The organism is Pseudarthrobacter sp. MOO13 (assembly GCF_058267655.1).
On sequence record NZ_CM177848.1, the window covers coordinates 2,135,310 to 2,153,004 of the forward strand.

Annotated in this window: 16 protein-coding genes; 11 read left to right on the plus strand and 5 right to left on the minus strand. The window is 62.5% G+C overall.

The genetic code is table 11. The features are described 5' to 3' along the window. The first annotated feature begins 17 nt into the window (after positions 1-17). A complete protein-coding gene (locus AC4EEO_RS09910; protein ID WP_109044676.1) occupies positions 18-734 on the plus strand; it encodes a FadR/GntR family transcriptional regulator in 717 nt (238 codons plus the stop codon). Positions 735-911: 177 nt separating this feature from the next. Beyond that, positions 912-2,297, plus strand: coding sequence for an MBL fold metallo-hydrolase RNA specificity domain-containing protein (locus tag AC4EEO_RS09915; RefSeq protein ID WP_491340351.1), 1,386 nt, complete (start codon positions 912-914; stop codon positions 2,295-2,297). A gap of 167 nt (positions 2,298-2,464) precedes the next feature. On the opposite strand, the gene AC4EEO_RS09920 is transcribed toward AC4EEO_RS09915, so the two are convergent. From AC4EEO_RS09920 to AC4EEO_RS09930, 3 genes are all read right to left on the minus strand, one after another. Next, positions 2,465-2,773, minus strand: a complete 309-nt coding sequence (locus AC4EEO_RS09920; protein ID WP_018761178.1) for a winged helix-turn-helix domain-containing protein — start codon at positions 2,771-2,773, stop codon at positions 2,465-2,467. After that, positions 2,770-3,213, minus strand: a complete 444-nt coding sequence (locus AC4EEO_RS09925) for a hypothetical protein (RefSeq protein ID WP_133831470.1) — start codon at positions 3,211-3,213, stop codon at positions 2,770-2,772. Before AC4EEO_RS09925 ends, AC4EEO_RS09920 begins: the two co-directional genes overlap by 4 nt. Before the next feature lie 138 nt (positions 3,214-3,351). Next, a complete protein-coding gene (locus AC4EEO_RS09930; RefSeq protein ID WP_109044679.1) occupies positions 3,352-4,074 on the minus strand; it encodes an HNH endonuclease family protein in 723 nt (240 codons plus the stop codon). Between the two features lie 173 nt (positions 4,075-4,247). Between AC4EEO_RS09930 and AC4EEO_RS09935 the strand changes: the two genes are divergently transcribed. Together AC4EEO_RS09935 and AC4EEO_RS09940 are read left to right on the plus strand one after the other, a co-directional pair. Further along, a complete protein-coding gene (locus tag AC4EEO_RS09935) occupies positions 4,248-4,649 on the plus strand; it encodes a VOC family protein (protein ID WP_491340352.1) in 402 nt (133 codons plus the stop codon). A 183-nt stretch (positions 4,650-4,832) separates the two neighbouring features. Continuing rightward, positions 4,833-5,033: a hypothetical protein gene (locus AC4EEO_RS09940; RefSeq protein ID WP_018761174.1), complete on the plus strand. Its 201-nt coding sequence runs from the start codon at positions 4,833-4,835 to the stop codon at positions 5,031-5,033. A 121-nt stretch (positions 5,034-5,154) separates the two neighbouring features. Here AC4EEO_RS09940 and AC4EEO_RS09945 read toward each other — a convergent pair whose 3' ends face one another. Continuing rightward, positions 5,155-5,739, minus strand: a complete 585-nt coding sequence (locus AC4EEO_RS09945; protein WP_491340353.1) for an NADPH-dependent FMN reductase — start codon at positions 5,737-5,739, stop codon at positions 5,155-5,157. 459 nt (positions 5,740-6,198) lie between these two features. On the opposite strand from AC4EEO_RS09945, the gene AC4EEO_RS09950 reads away from it, so the two are divergent. The 3 genes from AC4EEO_RS09950 (at position 6,199) to AC4EEO_RS09960 (ending at position 10,181) form a co-directional block, all read left to right on the plus strand. Next, positions 6,199-7,263, plus strand: a complete 1,065-nt coding sequence (locus tag AC4EEO_RS09950) for a neutral zinc metallopeptidase (protein WP_491340354.1) — start codon at positions 6,199-6,201, stop codon at positions 7,261-7,263. A 185-nt stretch (positions 7,264-7,448) separates the two neighbouring features. Then, complete coding sequence (locus AC4EEO_RS09955; RefSeq protein ID WP_491340355.1) at positions 7,449-8,576, plus strand: L-talarate/galactarate dehydratase; 1,128 nt, start codon at positions 7,449-7,451, stop codon at positions 8,574-8,576. Between the two features lie 222 nt (positions 8,577-8,798). After that, positions 8,799-10,181 carry an MFS transporter gene (locus AC4EEO_RS09960; RefSeq protein WP_491340356.1) on the plus strand — a complete coding sequence of 461 codons (1,383 nt, stop codon included), beginning with the start codon at positions 8,799-8,801 and terminating at the stop codon, positions 10,179-10,181. A 145-nt stretch (positions 10,182-10,326) separates the two neighbouring features. Here AC4EEO_RS09960 and AC4EEO_RS09965 read toward each other — a convergent pair whose 3' ends face one another. Beyond that, positions 10,327-11,175, minus strand: a complete 849-nt coding sequence (locus tag AC4EEO_RS09965) for a MerR family transcriptional regulator (RefSeq protein WP_491340357.1) — start codon at positions 11,173-11,175, stop codon at positions 10,327-10,329. A 956-nt stretch (positions 11,176-12,131) separates the two neighbouring features. Between AC4EEO_RS09965 and AC4EEO_RS09970 the strand changes: the two genes are divergently transcribed. The 4 genes from AC4EEO_RS09970 to AC4EEO_RS09985 all read left to right on the plus strand — a co-directional run bounded on the left by AC4EEO_RS09970 (position 12,132) and on the right by AC4EEO_RS09985 (position 17,618). Next, positions 12,132-13,640, plus strand: a complete 1,509-nt coding sequence (locus tag AC4EEO_RS09970; RefSeq protein WP_491340358.1) for a glycoside hydrolase family 32 protein — start codon at positions 12,132-12,134, stop codon at positions 13,638-13,640. Next, positions 13,640-14,638, plus strand: coding sequence for an aldo/keto reductase family protein (locus AC4EEO_RS09975; protein ID WP_491340359.1), 999 nt, complete (start codon positions 13,640-13,642; stop codon positions 14,636-14,638). Before AC4EEO_RS09970 ends, AC4EEO_RS09975 begins: the two co-directional genes overlap by 1 nt. Before the next feature lie 156 nt (positions 14,639-14,794). After that, entirely contained in the window at positions 14,795-15,865 is a 1,071-nt protein-coding gene (locus AC4EEO_RS09980; RefSeq protein ID WP_133832846.1) for a LacI family DNA-binding transcriptional regulator, read from the plus strand. A gap of 79 nt (positions 15,866-15,944) precedes the next feature. Beyond that, on the plus strand, positions 15,945-17,618 hold the full coding sequence (locus tag AC4EEO_RS09985) for an ABC transporter substrate-binding protein (protein WP_491340360.1): 1,674 nt from the start codon (positions 15,945-15,947) through the stop codon (positions 17,616-17,618). The last annotated feature ends 77 nt before the right edge of the window (positions 17,619-17,695 follow it).

Here is a 17,695-nt window from a genome sequence, read left to right on the forward strand (position 1 = left end):
CAAAGGGGGACGCTGCGATGACTGATCAACCAGGGACCGCCCGGCACGTCAGCAGGCATTCTGCGATCGTCGAGCGGCTCGGGAGTGACATTACGTCCGGCAAGCTGGCCACCGGACTGGTGCTCCGCTCCGAAGACATGGAGCAGCAGTACGACGTCACGCGATCCGTGCTCCGCGAAGGCCTGCGCGTCCTGGAAACGCTGGGAATGGTGACCTCCCGCCGCAGCGTGGGCGTATCCATCCGCCCCCAGTCCGAATGGAACGTTTTCGATCCGCTCGTGGTCAGGTGGCGGCTGAATGGTTCAGGCAGGGCAGCCCAGCTCAGGTCACTGACCGAGCTCCGCTCCGCCGTCGAACCGCTGGCCGCAAAACTCGCTGCCACGCGGATAGCGGCGGAGGACGGCCGCCTGCTGCTTGAACTCGCGGCAGGACTTGAAGTCACGGCCGAAGCCGGCGACCTCGAAGCCTTTCTTCCCCTGGACATCCAATTCCACGCGTTGATCCTCAAAGCGTCCGGCAACGAGATGCTGCTCAACCTGGAATCGGCGATCGGAGAGGTCCTGACCGGCCGGACCCACCACGGGCTGATGCCCGACCGGCCCGAACCAGAGCCGCTGCGCCTGCACCTCGAAGTCGCACGGGCCGTTGTCGCCAGCGAACCCGCGGCGGCACATGCGGCCATGCAACGCATCGTGGACATCGCGGGCCGGGAAATGGACGCAATTTTGGGATAGGGATCCGGAGTGCAGGCATGAACCCAGGATTCCCTCCCCGGAGGCAGGGGCGTTAGGCCCTGTCGGCGCCCACAGGTCAGGTATCTACTGAAAGGACGGGGGGCCCTGCGTGGCCCTTTACGGCCAACGAGTCGAGCGCATGGTTGAGTCACCCAGCCAGGCGGATCAGGAGCACGTATGAGCGGGCAACATCCACCAGCGCTGCAGTTCCTGGGCGCTACGGACACGGTGACAGGTTCCCGATACTTGGTCCGTTCGCAAAATCACCGGATCCTTGTTGAGTGCGGACTTTTCCAAGGCTATAAGGTCCTCCGTGATCGAAACCGCACTCCGTTGCAGGTCAGCCCGGCGAGTGTCGATGCGGTGGTCCTCACCCACGCCCATCTGGATCACAGCGGGTACATCCCCGCCTTGGTACGCGATGGCTTTCGCGGTCCTGTTTACTCGACACCCGGTACCGCGGAACTGTGTTCCCTCCTGCTCCCGGACAGCGGTTATCTCCAGGAGGAGGAAGCCCGGTATGCGGACCGCACCGAATCGTCAACGCACCATCCGCCCATGCCCCTCTATACCGCTGAAGACGCCGTCCGGTCGCTGGACAGTTTTCAAACCCGGGCCTTCGACTCCCCTTTCCTGCTGCCAGGGGGCATCGAGGCAACATTCCTTCCGGCCGGGCATATCCTTGGGGCAGCACAGGTACACCTCGCACTCGCAGGCCACACCGTGCATTTCACCGGCGATCTGGGACGCAGGAACGACCCCCTGATGTACCCGCCACGAGACCTTGGGACCGCTAACGTCCTTGTCACGGAATCCACGTACGGCAACCGGACACACCCAGGAGGAAACCCGGAAGCTGAACTCGGCGAAATCATCAGCCGCGTGGCCAAGCGACATGGAGTCATCATGATCGCCGCGTTCGCCGTCGGCCGGGCCGAGACCGTCCTCCTGTACCTCTCCCGCCTCCTGGCCCGGCATGCGATTCCCGCCATCCCCATATACCTCAACAGCCCGATGGCCATCGACGCCTCCGGTATGTATCAGCGCCACCGCGAGGAACACAGGCTGGCACAGCACGACTTTGAAGCCATGTACAGGGTCGCGAAGCCCATCCGCAGCGCGGACGAATCGAAACTGCTCAACCTCCGCGGCGGACCCATGATCATCATCTCCGCCAGCGGCATGCTCACGGGCGGCCGGATCCTGCACCACCTCGCTGCCTACGGCCCAGACAAGCGCAATGCCATCATCCTTAGCGGATACCAGGCCGGAGGCACGCGCGGCGCAGCACTCGCCGCAGGTGGAAAACACCTCCGCATCTACGGGCAGGATGTCCACATCGAAGCAGAAGTCATCCAGATGGAAGGCCTCTCCGCGCACGCGGACTCCAATGAATTGCTCCAATGGATGCAGGCAGCCCCGCAGGCACCAGACATGACCTACATCACGCACGGGGAGCCGGACGCCGCTGACGCTCTCCGTGTCCGAATCAAGCGTCAACTTGGCTGGAAAGTCCGCGTTCCTGAACACCAGGAGACCGTGTCGATCGAAAACCCCCGCTGACACCCGGCCTTCCACGTCCGCCGTGCTGGTTAGCTCCGTGGCAGACGCGCGCAGCCGGCCATCCACACACTCATTCGCTTGGGGGGCCGGCGGCCGGTTGGCCTCGGCGTTCGATTCTCCGGTGCCTGCTTGACCGTCCCGCACTGTCGCGTACCAGGCAGGGGCCCCTACAGTCCGGCGGCGATGGACCGGAGCGCTTCGAGGTGGTGCTGGTAGGCAGTCCGCCCGGCAGGCGTGAGGGAGAGCCAGGTCCGCGGGCGTTTTCCGACGTAGCCTTTTCGGATTTTGATGTAGCCGACAGCTTCGAGTTGGGCAGCCTGCTTGGAGAGCACCGGGGCCGTCACCTCGATCGTGTCGCGGACGTGGGCGAACTCGGCTTCGTCGACCTGCGCCAAGGCGGCAACGATACTGAACCGGACGGGTGCGTGAATGTGCTCATCCAGCCTGTGCCGGGCATGCTGGCCGGCACTGCTCACCTGGAGATCCAACGGATAGCTGCAGCGGCCACCAAGGCTGGGGCGGCGGCGAGGACGGCGCCCAGAGCGACCATGGGCCACGTGTTGTCGGCGGATTGGGACGCATGGTTGAGCCAGGGCAGAACGGCGATCAAGGACAGGACGAAGGATCCTGCAATGCCTGTCCTTGACCACAACCTCGCCCTTCGAGGGACCGTTTTCGCTGCCCGTTCGATCCACCAGGCAACGAGCAGCCACAAGGCAATGAAGGCAACGGTCTTCACGGCATGGGCCATGCCGCCGGCGAGGATATTCTGACTCGCCATGTAAAAGGCCGTGGTAGCACCGAACACAGCCGTTGCCAGGGCGTGGACCGAACGGTCCCGCTCTGAGGTGATGCTGCGGGCCTGGACGGCAGAGAGCTGCTCACGGGCTTGCTCCGGGGTTGGATGGTTTGTCACGGAAACTCCTCGCTCAGTTGAATGTCTGTCCATCTAAACAAGTAGTTTCCAAATTGGCAACTACTTTCCATTGGGCGTTCGCAGCTCATATGCGGGCTCTAACCAGGAATCAGAGGACGGGCGACGCAGGCACCTCCTCTAATTGCAGTCCTTAAGGGTGCGGGCGATGGAATCATGCTCGGCCGGAGTGACCCAGAGGCTGTACTTGGCCTTGACGGTAGTCTGGCGGGCGACGTAGTCGCAACGGAAGGCTTTGTTCGGCGGCAGCCACGTTGCCGCGTCGCTGTCACCCTTGGCGGCGTTGGTCGGTCCGTCCGCAGCCATGAGGTTAAGCGGGTCGTTGGCGAATTCCTTGCGCCGCTCTTCACTGAGCTGCTGTGCACCTTTCTGCCATGCATCACTGAGTGGAACGATATGGTCGATCTGGACCCTGGAACTCGTGTCCTGGCCGCGGACGAAGCCGATCCTCGAGCCGGTGTACTTGTCGGCCAAGGTGCCGCTGGCAACGACACAGCCATTGGTGCCGGGCTTGAAAGTCTTGTCCAGGAGATCACGCCCAAGAATGTCATTGCGGGTATCACAACCGTTGTGGTCGACGTCCGCCCACGCCGGCCCGAACTCATCGCGGGTATAGCCGGTCTTGGGCGCCCGACCTTTTACTTGGATGGTTTCCAGTTGGGCGAGAGCTCTCGCGGCGTCAACGGAAGCTTCGGCATGCACAGTTGCTCCTGAGGCGATGCCTGGGCCAGGCTGGCCGTCGTCGAAGGCGTGGGCTGTGGCGTCACATCCTGCTAATGACCCACCCAGCAGCAAGACAACGGCGGCCGTTAGGGCTTTGGAAGGCAGAAGGGCGGTTTTCATGGTCCTCTGGATCGCTGGGGGTCATTCCACGCTAGCTTCGAACCACCGCTGCCGCGCGCAACGGCGCCCGTGGTGCCTGCCACACTCGTCGGACCCGCGGTCCCCCGGCAACATCCGCCCAGACACCGTGTTCTCGCTCCCCTGGGCAAGAAACGCCGTGTACGCTGTGGGCCATGACGGCGCCGCAAATCTATGTCATGTTCCCCGGCACGGCGCGTGAAGCACTTGGTTTCTACGCGGACGTTTTCGGCGGCGAACTCTCCTTGTTCACGTACCGGGAGTTCAGCCGGAATGACGGACCACCGGATGCCATAGCCCACGGCGTCCTCTCAGGCCCGGTCGCCGTGGCCGGGGCGGACGCGGCCACCGGCGAGAATGCTGTCCAATCTGAGGGGCTGATGCTCTCGCTGCTGGGAACCGCCGTACCTGCCGTTCTTCACCAGTGGTTCGACAAGCTCGCCTTGGGCGGCAGGGTGGTCGATCCCCTTGGCCCGAAGCCATGGGGCGCGGCGGACGGCCAGGTCGTCGACCGCCACGGGCTCCACTGGCTCATCGGCTATGAGACGGCACCCTGAAGCACGCACACCTGTGACCTCGCCTCGTCGTCAGCAGATCGACGCCGCGGATGTCGGTCCGGGAGTTCCATCCGCAGGCCGGTGGGTCGAGACGCTCTGGACACCCGCGCGCCCTGCGGCCAGGCCCCAGTACACTGATCCACACACGATTAATCGGGACAGTACCTGAAGGATGGCCAAGAGATGACGGACAAGCTGCGCCTCACCCCGGACGACGACTTCCCGGAGGATCTGGAAGTGATGACCGATAACGATGTTCAGGTACTGGACAGCAGGATCCAGCGACAGCTCGATCATGAAATCGTCACTACGGGCGAATCGGATCCCGAAACGGAATTCCGCCACTACGAACTCGATGATGAGTTCACAGAACGCGGCAAATAAACCCGGTAGGTAGACATGCGGGGTTTGCGCTTTAACCAGGCGGTCTCGAAGGCGGCGGTTCTGGTGCCCAGGCATGTCGTCGTCACCGACGACGACCCGTGTCACGGGTGCGGCAAGCCCGTCATTCGTAGTCGATGGCGCGGCCTTTGGCGAGGGTTTCGGCCCACCACTTGAGCCCTTCGGCGAGAGCTTTGAGCCGGGGCTCGATAGGCTCGAAGACGCTGAAGTCAGCAGGGTCTTTGGATTTCAGTGCCGGGCGTATGACGTCAGGCAGGATGTGCACGGCCTGGCGGATGGCTGCCATGTCAAGTTCCACGGCCACCAGTCGGAGTTGTTCGATCACCCGGGCTCCCCCTACGCCGCCCCAGCCGACGAAGCCAACAGGTTTGCGCTGCCACTCGATGAAGGTGTGATCGATGGCGTTCTTCAACACTGCGGGGTAGCCGTGGTTGTATTCACCACTCATGATGACGAACCCGTCCGCTTCATCAATTTTGCGGCCCAGCGCCGCGATTGCCTCGGTTGGGTAGTCACGCCTGGTGACGGACGGCGGTTTTTGGTCGAAGAACGGCAGCGGATAGTCGCGGAGATCCAGCAGTTCCACGTCCAACCCGTGCTCCCGCAGCCGCTGCTGCACCCAAGGGGCGACACGTTCGCTGAAGCGGCACGTCCTGGTTGTTCCCATGATGACCTGGATCCTGGTCATTGGCGCCTCCTGGCCGTACTCCCACTCATTGAAGAAACGCCGGCGCGGATGCCGTTATTTCATCACGGTTACCACCGCGCCGGCCAAGTGGTGAACCCTCCCTCGGATGCCACCGCCGACGGCGCCCTGGAGAGACGGCCGTCTTCGGCGTGCCCGAGAAGCGCCAGGCGGTGTTCATTCCCGATGGGCTGATGCTTCGAGACAGGGCTGTTGTAGGTATCGGCGCCTGTCAGACACCGCCCGCGTGTCAAACCCGGAATTGTACGGAGATCTCCAGTTAACTCCCCCAAAACAGATTAGGGAGGCAGGACAATAGCTATACGCGCCAAATGATCCTTAGAATTGGCGGACCCAAAAGCGGCCTTTCATGGCCCCAATATCCAGGTTTTCCCATCCGCCGCAGGGAGTGCAGGGGCTCCCCACCGAATTCAGCTCGTCATTAATTGCCAGGAGGCAACAATGAATTCGCTCCCCCGCAAAATCGCAAAGTTTCTCTCGATGACCGCATTTCTCGCCCTGGTCATATCCGGCTGCAGTTCGCAGCCCGCCACACCTGCCAACCAAGGGCCACCCGCCGGCCCAGCAACCTCTGCCGCTCCCACGGCGGATTCCGCAACGATCCCAGCGACCACCACGGCCCAACCGCAATTTGAAACTCCCACGCCGGCCGCCACCCCTACAGCGCAAAGGCAAACCGTCACCCCCACGGCTCAACCGCCAACCGCCACAGCAACTGTCAGTTGCTCAAGCACCGACAAGCTTAACCCGGGCCATTGCATCGAGAGCGACCCATTGGGTGATGCACCGCTCGGTGCTGCGCCTCCGCAAAGCCAGGTCATCCCGGGTAGCGACTACTCGTACACCGTGGAGCAGTACCTGAATTTCGTTATGGACGATGTAGGAAACCAATGGGCGAAGTGGTTCCCTTCAGTTGGCCTGCCTCAACCGTCCGTTTACTTCATCCTCATCGAGCCAAATACGACAACCACGAGCAAATGCTTCACCGCGCCTCTCACCAGTGATCATCCGAACTCTTATTACTGCCCCAAGGACAGCGACAGCCAACATGACGGGACAATTATTCTCCCCGTCACGACCTTCCAGAAGATGTGGACAGGGGACGTCTTCGAACGCAACAGCAAGACCAAGGGTGACTTTGCTGCCGCCATCCTTGTGGCCCACGAGTTCGGCCACCACGTTCAGAATGCGATCCAGCTGGGTTACAACAAATTGCATCCGGAAGCGCCAATATCGGCCGCACCGCAAGGAAAAAACATTGAACTCATAGCCGACTGCTTCGCAGGCAATTGGATGGCCACCGCCTATTACGAAGGGCTGCTGGAGCCAGGTGACTACGAAGAAGCCATTGCCGGCCTGGAGTCCATTGGCGACACACTCCCCGGCGGAACGGCCCCGCACGGCTCGGCAGACGAACGGAAGGCGGCCCTCTTGACCGGCTACAACGGCACGGCGGAGACGAAATCGGGCGATCCCCTCGCCTGCATCTCCACCTACTGGAAATAGGGGGCCCCTCGGCTGCTCGCCACCGTGTCGTCGAGGGTGCCTGGCCTGGGAGGATCCGGTCCCCCAGTGGAACCCAGTAGATCGTCAAAGCCTGGGACTGGAGTGACCGCGCATCTTGTAATACAAGTTTTCAGCTTATATTATATGTGAGCGGGGTAACGTTGCCCCCTTTCCCAGGAGTATCAATGAGTACTGTCGATCTGATCCGGCACGTCAAGCTGTCCACCGCGCGCCTGCCGCTCACTGTCCCCATCAGCGACGCCAAAGTCTTTACCGGCCGGCAGAAGCCCATGACCGAGGTGGTCTTCCTGTTCGCCGAGATCACCACCGAACTCGGGCATTCGGGCATCGGCTTCAGCTACTCCAAACGGGCCGGCGGACCGGCACAGTACGCCCACGCCAAAGAGGTCGCCGAGGGCCTGATCGGCGAGGACCCCAACGACATCGCCAGGATCTACACCAAACTCCTGTGGGCCGGGGCCTCCGTGGGCCGCTCCGGCGTCGCCACCCAGTCCCTGGCCGCCGTCGACATCGCCCTGTACGACCTGAAGGCAAAACGCGCGGGCCTGCCCCTGGCCAAGCTCCTGGGCTCGTACCGCGACTCGGTGCGGACCTACAACACCTCCGGCGGCTTCCTCAACGCCACCCTCGAAGAGGTCAAGGACCGGGCCAGCCGGTCCATCGAGGAAGGCATCGGCGGCATCAAAATCAAAGTAGGCCTGCCGGACAGCACGGAAGACCTCCGCCGGGTCGCCGGCATCCGGGACCACATCGGCCCCGACGTTCCACTGATGGTCGACGCCAACCAACAGTGGGACCGCGCCACAGCCCTGCGCATGGGCCGCCGCCTCGAAGACTTCAACCTGGCCTGGATCGAAGAACCGCTGGACGCCTACGACTTCGAAGGCCACGCCCACCTCGCCCACGTCCTGGACACCCCCATCGCCACCGGCGAAATGCTCGCCTCCGTCGCCGAACACAAAGCCCTGATCAACGCCAACGGCTGCGACATCATCCAACCCGATGCCCCACGCGTCGGCGGCATCACCCAATTCCTCCGACTCGCCGCCCTCGCCGACGAACGCGGCCTGGGCCTAGCCCCGCACTTCGCCATGGAAATCCACCTCCACCTCGCCGCCACCTACCCCCGCGAACCCTGGGTAGAGCACTTCGACTGGCTCGACCCGCTGTTCAACGAACGCCTCGAAACCAAAGACGGCCGGATGATCGTCCCGGACCGCCCCGGCCTCGGCATCACCCTCAGCGACCAAGCCCGCGCCTGGACAACCGAAAGCGTGGCCTTCGGCGCGTAACCTCCGCTCCGGGCGCGCACGGTTGCCGGCGCCCACAGAACCCACGCTTGCCGCCGTTCGCGCCCACGGCGACACGGCCGAAGCACACAACGCTCCGGCATCCCCCTGCGCCACACAGCGCAGCACCGACAACTAAACCCACGAGTGTTCGGATGTCCCGACCCGGCCCACAGACGCCGCAGTGAACCCGACCCCCGCGCTTTTCCACGATAAGGAACGTCGATGTCCAATCCCATCATCCAATCCACCACCCAGGAAGCCGGACCAGCACGTCCTGCACGCACCAAGTCCCATACACGGTTCCTTGTGCTGGGGCTGATCTTCTTCGTCACGGTAGTCAATTACGCAGACCGCAGCAGCATGTCCATCGCGGGAACAGACATGACCAAAGAACTCGGGATGACATCAGTCCAGCTCGGGTTTGTTTTCTCAGCCTTCAGCTGGGCCTATGTCGTCGGGCAGCTTCCGGGCGGATACCTGCTGGACCGGTTCGGAGCCAAAAAGACCTACGGGCTCAGCCTCGCGCTCTGGTCCGCGGCCACTCTCGTGGTGGGCTTCGTCGGCCTGATCTCCACACCGGTTCTGGTATCGGTGGGCATCCTGTTCGCCCTACGCCTGTTCCTCGGGCTTGTGGAAGCCCCTGCCTTTCCTGCTAACGCACGTATTACCACCATGTGGTTCCCCACCAGCGAGCGCGGTCAAGCCACGGCAGTGTTCAACTCCGCCCAGTACCTCGCCACAGCAATGTTCGCCCCCATCATCGGTTGGATGACCTTCACCTTCGGCTGGCGCATCGGGTTCTACGTCCTGGGCGCACTTGGCCTGGCCATGGCCGTCGTCTGGTTTCGCTGGATGAACGTCCCCTCAAGGCACAAACGCGTCTCCGCAACAGAAATCGAAACCATCCGGGCAGGAGGAGGCCTGGTCGACCTCGACGAATCGGCAACCCTCTCCCAGCGGAAGGCGACAATCACCCGGTCCCAGTTCAAGCAGCTCTTCACCAGCCGCATGTTTTGGGGTCTCTACGTGGCACAATACGCCGTCAACGCCCTTACCTATTTCTTCATCACCTGGTTCCCGATCTACCTGGTCAGCAGCAGGCACCTGAACATCATGCAGGCCGGTTTCATCGCGGCCATCCCCGCCCTCGCAGGGTTCGCTGGCGGCATACTGGGTGGATTCATCTCCGACCTCCTCCTACGCAGGGGAGTCCCCCTCACGGCGGCACGGAAAATTCCGTCGGTTGCCGGCATGGCACTGGCCATGCTGATCATGCTCTGCCCATTCACCGACAGCACACCCCTCATCGTGACGCTCATGACTCTCGCATTCTTCGGTAAGGGGGTTGCGGCACTGGGCTGGGCATTCGCCACCGACATGGCCCCCAAGGAAGCCAACAGCGTCTCCGCCGCCATCATGAACGCCTTCGGCAACATCGCCGGCATCGCGACCCCCATCGTCATCGGATTCGTCATCGCGGCCACCGGGAACTTCGACGTCGCCCTCTGGTTCGTCGGCGCCCACGGAGCCGTCGCCCTGCTCGGCTACCTCATCATGGGCAAGGTACAGCGGCTCGAATTCACCCACGACAAAGCACAGAACTAAACTCCCCTGGCGCCCAAGCCCGACTCGCCGAAGAGAATGCCGCAAGATGACTCGTGCCACGGGTTCCTCTTCGCCGATGCTTCCTTCAGGGTTCGACTGGACCGCTCACCCAAATCACCTGGCTGCCTTCAGAGAACGCATATGACTATGCCTCCACGACAGGCATGAACACTGAGGTCACGATCTCGGCTTCGGGCGTTTGGCTCGGATCGTTGCGATAAATGTTGAAGTGGTGCGTCGCGAGGTCGTCATCTTCCCTGGCCGGCCGCCAATCGTTCTCGGCCATGAACGCTGCGATCGCTTCATGTGCCCGGGGAATCGCATCCGTGTACGGCCCGGTGACTGTAGCGGCCACCACGCGACGTGCGGGAAAGTGCAGCACGCTCAGTGGCTCCGCGGCCTCGGTATCGGGCGCTACCTCAAGGAAGACCGACTCGTCGACGTCATGCTCGCGGTATTCACCGTCGTGTTCGATGCACCCGCCAGCCCCCGTGACGCGAATCCCTTGGGCTGAGATCTCAGGCGTGAACCGGGCCCATAGTTCGCCCTCGGCAGTGTAGTCGGGCACCCTCCCGCGAAGGGTGATGAGGGTTTGCTCGGGCAACGTGGTGAGTTGGGCCGAGACGGTAGACATGGCGTCCTCCTGACGTTGTTGGTCCAGCATTCGTTCAATGATTACGAGCCGTCGCAGGGCGGCTGACGATTCCTCGGCAAGGGCCGCTCGCTGAGCGGACAGGGCTTGTGCGTAAGCGGGAGTCCCGCGGGCAGCAAGGAGCGCCCCTATGGCAGACACACCAAAGCCCACGTCCCTGAGCCGCCGGATTTCGCTTGCCTCGCGGAGCTGGTCGTGGGCATACCAGCGGTAGCCGGTGGCTCGATCGACAACAGCCGGAGCGAGGACTCCGTTCGCGTCGTAATGCCGCAACATCCTGACACTGATCCTGCTGAGCGAGGAGAAGTGGCCGATGGGCATGAGCTTCGAGATATCGGTCATGCCTCCGATTCTCCGCGCTGACATCGTGTCAGAGTCCATTTTCTCGAAGACTCATGTGACGGCGCGCTGCGACCGACCAGCCGGGGTACCGACCAAAAGTAGCCTAAGTCCACCTCCCTTGGGCTACCCGCGCCGATGCTGCCACTGCCAGGCGTGCCGGAACATGAGGCCCATCGAGGTTCTCAGGGCTACCGGCTATAGCGACGAGCCGCCGGGACGCCCGTCCAGGGCTGTACGCGACCCCGTTCCAGTCAACGACAGGCTGGCACGTATCTCACGAATACGGTGCCGGGATTGGGAAATCTGCCATTCCCGGCAACGCCCACCATGCAGTGGGCGACGGCATACATGTGGAAAAAACCCTTTGACACCAACCAGCTAACGCGGGTAACTTGGATCACGCACCAAGGTAACGCGAGTTACTAATAGTAAGACCAGACCACTAGCGGCCAAGGTCCAGTTAAAGAGAAGACTTCTGGAGCATCCAATGGCGGACACCGCCTCCCAAAGCCGGGCACGGAACTACTCAGACATTGCTTCCCCAGGCAGCTATTGCTGCACACGGGGCGCCAAGGAGCCTCGTAGACGTGGGTCTTTAGGAACAAACACTTAGGAAGTTCATCAACCTATACAGCAGGACAGCCGACCACTGCCATCCGGCAGTAATCGACTGTCCAGTACTAAAACGCCCTTCGGTCTGACCGCGAAATCAACATCGAAGAGCAAAACCCAACCCACCCTTCACCTTGCTGATGAAGAAAGGAAGAGACAGCTCATCATGACACAAACCAGATTCTTTCTTCAGGTCGAGCCAGGCGCTCTCCCCACGCGATGAACCTGAGAGCACCCCGACTCCTGCAATTGCAGCCAGTTCGATTTCGCGGTGCTCCCTTTACGCCAACACACGCCCGCTCCACAGGTCCGCGGACCGCAGTCACGGCCATGAAAAGAGAACAATGAACAGCATTACCACCACCGTTGAGACCTACAGGCCGGCCATGCACTTTGCCGCCAAAGACACGTGGCTCAACGATCCGAACGGGCTTGTCTTCCACGAGGGCACCTACCACCTGTACTACCAGAACAACCCCTTCGGAAACGTCCACGCCAATATGTCCTGGGGCCATGCGACTTCTGCTGACCTGGTCAGCTGGACGGAGCAACCGGTAGCGATTCCCTGTGATGACGACGAGGAAATCTACTCCGGCAGCATTGTGGTTGACGCCGAAAACACCAGCGGATTCGGCGCGGACGGTAAGGCTCCCCTGGTGGCCATCTACACCAGCGCGTACAAGCCGGGCTCCCTCCACGAGGGCACGCAGGCGCAGTCCCTCGCGTGGAGCACGGACGGCGGATACTCCTGGACGAAGTACGCCGGCAACCCGGTCCTGACCCGGAACTCGCCGGAATTCCGGGACCCCAAGGTATTCCGCTACGACGGCCCTTCGGGCAGCTATTGGGTCATGGTGGCGGTGGAGGCCCATGATTTCACCGTCCTGCTCTACCGCTCACAAGACCTCAAGAGCTGGGAATATCTCAGCACCTTCGGCCCCGCCAATGGCACGGGAGGCATCTGGGAATGCCCGGACCTTTTCGAGCTGCCCCTGGACGGTGACTCCTCAGCCATGAAATGGGTCCTGACGGTGAACATGAACCCCGGCGGCCCCAACGGCGGGTCCGCAGGGCAGTACTTCGTGGGAGAGTTCGACGGCGTCACGTTCAGTTCCGAGACAACCCTCACCGCGGGGATGCAGGACCCTGAGCGCGTACCCGACTACCAGTGGCTGGACTGGGGCCGGGACTACTACGCCGCGGTCTCGTTCAGCAACGTCCCGGGCGGCCGGCGGCTGATGATCGGCTGGATGAACAACTGGCAGTATGCCAACCACATCCCCACCTCGCCCTGGCGCAGCCCCATGAGCCTGGTCCGGGACGTGTCCCTCGTTTCCGTGAACGGGCAACCCCGGCTCCTGCAGCGCCCCGTACCGGAGGCGAGGGCAACTTCGACACCCGGTCCCGAGCAGCGGCTGGCCCTGAACGGCCCCGCAACCGTTGAGGGCGGCACTGCGGTACAGCTTATTGACATCACCTTCTCCCCTGGTGACGCCGAGGAGTTCGGGCTTGTGGTCAGAGGGTCAGCGGACGGGACGGTCGGGACACGAATCGGGATCCACGCCGGCAGCGGGGACCTGATCGTGGACCGCACCCACTCCGGCGACACCGACTTCCACGAAGCCTTCGCCTCCACCAGCCGCGCCCCCATTGCCGCAGCCAAGGATGGCAACTACCGCCTGCAGATCTTCGTCGACCATTGCTCAGTGGAGGTCTTCGGCAACGATGGGCTCGTCTCGGTGACCGAACTGATCTTCCCGGATCAAGCCCAAACTTCCCTCACTCTCTACTCCACCGGCGGCACAGCCGACGCAGTTTTCCAACTCACCAACTTCGAAAAGGCTGATGCCTAATGGAATACCGCAAATTGGGAACCTCCGGCCTGTACATCAGCGAAATCGCCTACGGAAACTGGGTGACCCACGGCGAGCAGATCGACCAGGCCGCTGCGACGGAATGCGTCAAACAGGCACTGGAGTTGGGCATCACCACCTTCGACACTGCCGATGCCTATGCCGGAACCCGGGCCGAGGAAGCTTTGGGTGTGGCGCTCAAGGGAACACGCCGTGAAAGCGTGGAGATCTTTACCAAGGCCTACTTCCCTACCGGGGATGGCCGGAACGACCGCGGCCTGTCCCGCAAGCACGTCATGGAGTCCATTAACTCCTCGCTGCGCCGGCTCCAGACTGACTACGTGGATCTCTACCAGGCGCACAGGTATGACTACGAGACTCCGCTGGAAGAGACCATGCAGGCTTTTGCCGATATTGTCCGGGCGGGGAAGGCACACTATATCGGAGTGTCGGAGTGGACGGCGGACGAAATCCGCTCCGGCGTTGCCCTTGCCAGGGACCTTGGGGTCCAGCTCATCTCCAACCAGCCGCAGTATTCCATGCTGTGGCGCGTCATCGAACCGGAAATCGTTCCCCTGAGCGAGGAACTGGGCATTGGCCAGATCTGCTGGTCTCCGCTCGCCCAGGGAGCCCTCACCGGCAAATACACCCCCGGCGCGGCGGCCCCGGAAGGCTCCCGCTTCCGAGGCGACAACGGCAAGCTGAAGAATGACCACCGCTTTCTCAACGAGGACATCCTCATCCGCGTCCAGAAATTGAAGCTCCTGGCCGAAGAGACGGGACTGTCCATGGCGGCTTTCGCGGTTGCATGGGTACTCCAAAACCCCAACGTCTCGGCAGCCATCGTGGGAGCATCCCGGCCCGATCAGCTCGTGGACAACGTCCGTGCCGCAGGAGTGAAACTCGACCAGGAAATGCTCCTGAGGATCGATGACATCCTCGGCCCCGTCATCGAAAGAGATCCCGGGAAGGTCGAGTCCTTCAAGGACCGCCCCTAACAGCAGCAGCTGAAGAAATGTATTGACACCATCTAGTAACGCGGGTAACTTAGATCACAGCCCCAAAGTAACGCGAGTTACTAGGCTTAGATTCACCCCATTGCCTCCGTATTAGCACGGGCAACCCCAGCTCAACGAAGACCTCTGGAGCATTCAATGGCGAAGACCACCTCCCCCGACAAACCCGGCACTGCCCGGCAGCGTGGCGTCACCATGAATGACGTAGCCAAGCATGCCGGAGTATCCCGGACAGCTGTTTCATTCGTGCTGAACAACCGTGAAGACGCCAGCATCTCGGAGGAGACCCGGGTCCGCATCGCTGAGGCGGTTCAAGCTTTGGGCTACCGTCCAAATGCCGGGGCGAGGGCGCTGGCATCCCAGCGCAGCGATTGGTACGGAATCGTCACCGAGATCGTCACGGCCCCATTCGCCGTGGACATCATCAAAGGTGCCCAGGACCAGGCCTGGAGTGACGGCCGGTTCCTCCTGATCGCCCCGTCGGACCAGGGTGATGCGGCCGGCCCCAACCAGGGGATGGAGGATGCTGCTGTGGAAAAGCTGCTGGAGCAGCGGGTGGAAGGCCTGCTGTACGCCGCAACCCACCACCGTGGCGTCCATGTGCCCCCCAGCGCGCACGAAGTGCCCACGGTGCTCGTCAACTGTTTCGACCTGGACGGGAAGCTGCCCTCAATCGTCCCTGACGAACGCGCGGGCGGACGGGTCGCCGTCGAACGCCTCCTCAAGGCCGGCCACACCAAGATCGGTGTGATCAACCTGGACCCCCGCATCCCGGCAGCTGTTGGGCGTTTGCAGGGCGTCCGGGAGGCCTTGGCCGACGCCGGCCTGGAGCTTGATCCGGAACTCGTGGCGGCCGGGTATGCGACGGCAGACGGAGGCTACGACGCTGCCTGTCAGATCCTTGACCGGTACCCGGCCAAGGACCGGCCCACCGCCCTGTTTTGCCTCAATGACCGTATGGCCATGGGGGCTTACGACGCCATCAAGGAACGTGGCCTGGCCATCCCCGGTGACGTCGCCGTGATCGGCTTCGACAACCAGGAACTCATCGCGGCCTACCTCAGGCCCAAGCTGACCACTGTTGCGTTGCCGTTCGAAAAGATGGGCGCTCTGGGAGTCCAGACGCTCGCCGCCCTTACAGCCGGACAGCCGATCACTGCCAGTCAGCAGTTGGTCGACTGTCCGCTGTTAGAACGCTCTTCGGTCTGACCGCGAAATCAACGTCGAAGAGCAAAACCCCAACCCACCCTTCACCTTGCTGATGAAGACAGGAAGAGATAACCCCATCATGACACAAACCAGGTTCCTCAAGTCCGCCCGCATTGCCGCGGCCGGACTGGCGGTAGGCGCGATGCTGCTGACCGGCTGCGCCGCCACCGGCAACAAGTCCGGCGGCACCGACGCCGCAGCCAACGCCAGCGCGTTCCTCACCATTCCCCGTGAAGACATGGGCACGTTCGTGCAGAACTTCAACCCGTTCGCGCCGACCGTCAACCCCATGGTCCAGCAGTCCATCTACGAGTCCCTCCTGGTCTTCAACCCGGCCAAGGGCAATACGGTGCCGTGGCTGGCCACCGACTGGAAGGCCGCGGACGACGGTAAGTCCATCACGTTCACCCTGCGTGATGGTGTGAAGTGGTCCGACGGCCAGCCGCTCGTTGCCGACGACGTCGCGTACACGTTCGAGCTGCAGAAGAAGCTGAAGGGCGGCTACGAGTATCTCGACGGCGTGACGGCGCAAGGCAACCAGGTCACCTTCAACTTCAACAAGCCCTGGTCCCCCGCCCTGTACGACGTCGGCCAGCTCAGCATTCTGCCCAAGCACATCTGGTCCGCGCTGGCCGATCCGGAAAAGGACGCCAACGCCAAACCTGTGGGCACCGGACCGTACACCGAGGTGGACAACTTCCAGGCCCAGTCCTTCGTGCTGAAGAAGAACCCCAATTACTGGCAGCCGGACAAGCAGAAGATTGCCGGCATCAAGATGCTCGCGTTCGCCGGGAACGACGGCGCCAACCTCGCCGCCGCCAACGGCGACGTGGACTGGGCGCCCCAGTACATCCCGAATATCGAAAAGACCTTCGTCTCGAAGGACAAGGACCACCGGCACTACTGGTTCCCTCCGACCGGTGCCATGATCAACTGGCAGCTCAACACCACCAAGGCGCCCTTCAACGATGTAGATGTCCGCAAGGCGCTGAGCATGGCCGTGGACCGGGACCAGGTCACCAAGATCGGCATGAGCGGCTACGCGCAGCCGGCCGACTGCACCGGCCTCTCCGGCAACTACGAGACCTGGAAGAACACCCAGGTCAAGGACAACTGCACGTGGACCAAGCACGACGTCCAGCAAGCAAACGACCTGCTGGACAAGGCGGGCTACCCCAAGGGCCCCGACGGCAAGCGCACGCTCAAGGACGGCAAACCGTTCGAGTTCAAGATTTCCGTGGGTGCTACCTCGTCCGACTGGCTTTCCGTGGCCAACGTGATCTCCCAGAACCTGGCGGAGGTCGGCGTAACCGCGAAGGTGGACTCTCCGGACTGGGCTGCCGTGGTGGCAGGGTACGAAAAGGGTGATTTCGACTCCGGCATCGTCTGGAGTGCCAACGATCCCAGCCCGTACAAGTACTTCAACACCATCATGGGCTCCGCATCGGTGAAGCCCGTGGGCACCAAGGCCTCTGATAACTACCACCGTTTCGGCGACCCCAAAGCTGATGCCCTGCTGAGCGACTTCGCTGCAGCGACTGACCAGTCCAGGCAAAAGGATATTGCCAACAAGCTGCAGGAAGAATACAACGACGCCGCACCAGTGGTGCCGCTGTTTTCCGGCCCGGAATGGGGTGCATACAATGACACCCGCTTCACCGGCTGGCCCACGCAGGACAACCCCTACGCCACCCTCTCGGTTCGCGCACCCACCACGGTTCTGGTGCTGACCAGCCTGGAACCGCGCAAGTAGTCCCCCGCCCCTGAGGCCCATCTGGCCCTCAAGGCACCACACGCCCGACGGCCTGGCACATGCCATCAGCCGGCCGT

What these genes read in the sequence shown, in the direction of transcription:
- AC4EEO_RS09930 (WP_109044679.1), bottom strand. Translation starts at nt 4,074, where the DNA reads ATGAAAACCGCCCTTCTGCCTTCCAAAGCCCTAACGGCCGCCGTTGTC.
- AC4EEO_RS09915 (WP_491340351.1), top strand. Translation starts at nt 912, where the DNA reads ATGAGCGGGCAACATCCACCAGCGCTGCAGTTCCTGGGCGCTACGGAC.
- AC4EEO_RS09970 (WP_491340358.1), top strand. Translation starts at nt 12,132, where the DNA reads ATGAACAGCATTACCACCACCGTTGAGACCTACAGGCCGGCCATGCAC.
- AC4EEO_RS09960 (WP_491340356.1), top strand. Translation starts at nt 8,799, where the DNA reads ATGTCCAATCCCATCATCCAATCCACCACCCAGGAAGCCGGACCAGCA.
- AC4EEO_RS09980 (WP_133832846.1), top strand. Translation starts at nt 14,795, where the DNA reads ATGGCGAAGACCACCTCCCCCGACAAACCCGGCACTGCCCGGCAGCGT.
- AC4EEO_RS09985 (WP_491340360.1), top strand. Translation starts at nt 15,945, where the DNA reads ATGACACAAACCAGGTTCCTCAAGTCCGCCCGCATTGCCGCGGCCGGA.
- AC4EEO_RS09935 (WP_491340352.1), top strand. Translation starts at nt 4,248, where the DNA reads ATGACGGCGCCGCAAATCTATGTCATGTTCCCCGGCACGGCGCGTGAA.
- AC4EEO_RS09910 (WP_109044676.1), top strand. Translation starts at nt 18, where the DNA reads ATGACTGATCAACCAGGGACCGCCCGGCACGTCAGCAGGCATTCTGCG.
- AC4EEO_RS09945 (WP_491340353.1), bottom strand. Translation starts at nt 5,739, where the DNA reads ATGACCAGGATCCAGGTCATCATGGGAACAACCAGGACGTGCCGCTTC.
- AC4EEO_RS09975 (WP_491340359.1), top strand. Translation starts at nt 13,640, where the DNA reads ATGGAATACCGCAAATTGGGAACCTCCGGCCTGTACATCAGCGAAATC.
- AC4EEO_RS09955 (WP_491340355.1), top strand. Translation starts at nt 7,449, where the DNA reads ATGAGTACTGTCGATCTGATCCGGCACGTCAAGCTGTCCACCGCGCGC.
- AC4EEO_RS09940 (WP_018761174.1), top strand. Translation starts at nt 4,833, where the DNA reads ATGACGGACAAGCTGCGCCTCACCCCGGACGACGACTTCCCGGAGGAT.
- AC4EEO_RS09965 (WP_491340357.1), bottom strand. Translation starts at nt 11,175, where the DNA reads ATGACCGATATCTCGAAGCTCATGCCCATCGGCCACTTCTCCTCGCTC.
- AC4EEO_RS09950 (WP_491340354.1), top strand. Translation starts at nt 6,199, where the DNA reads ATGAATTCGCTCCCCCGCAAAATCGCAAAGTTTCTCTCGATGACCGCA.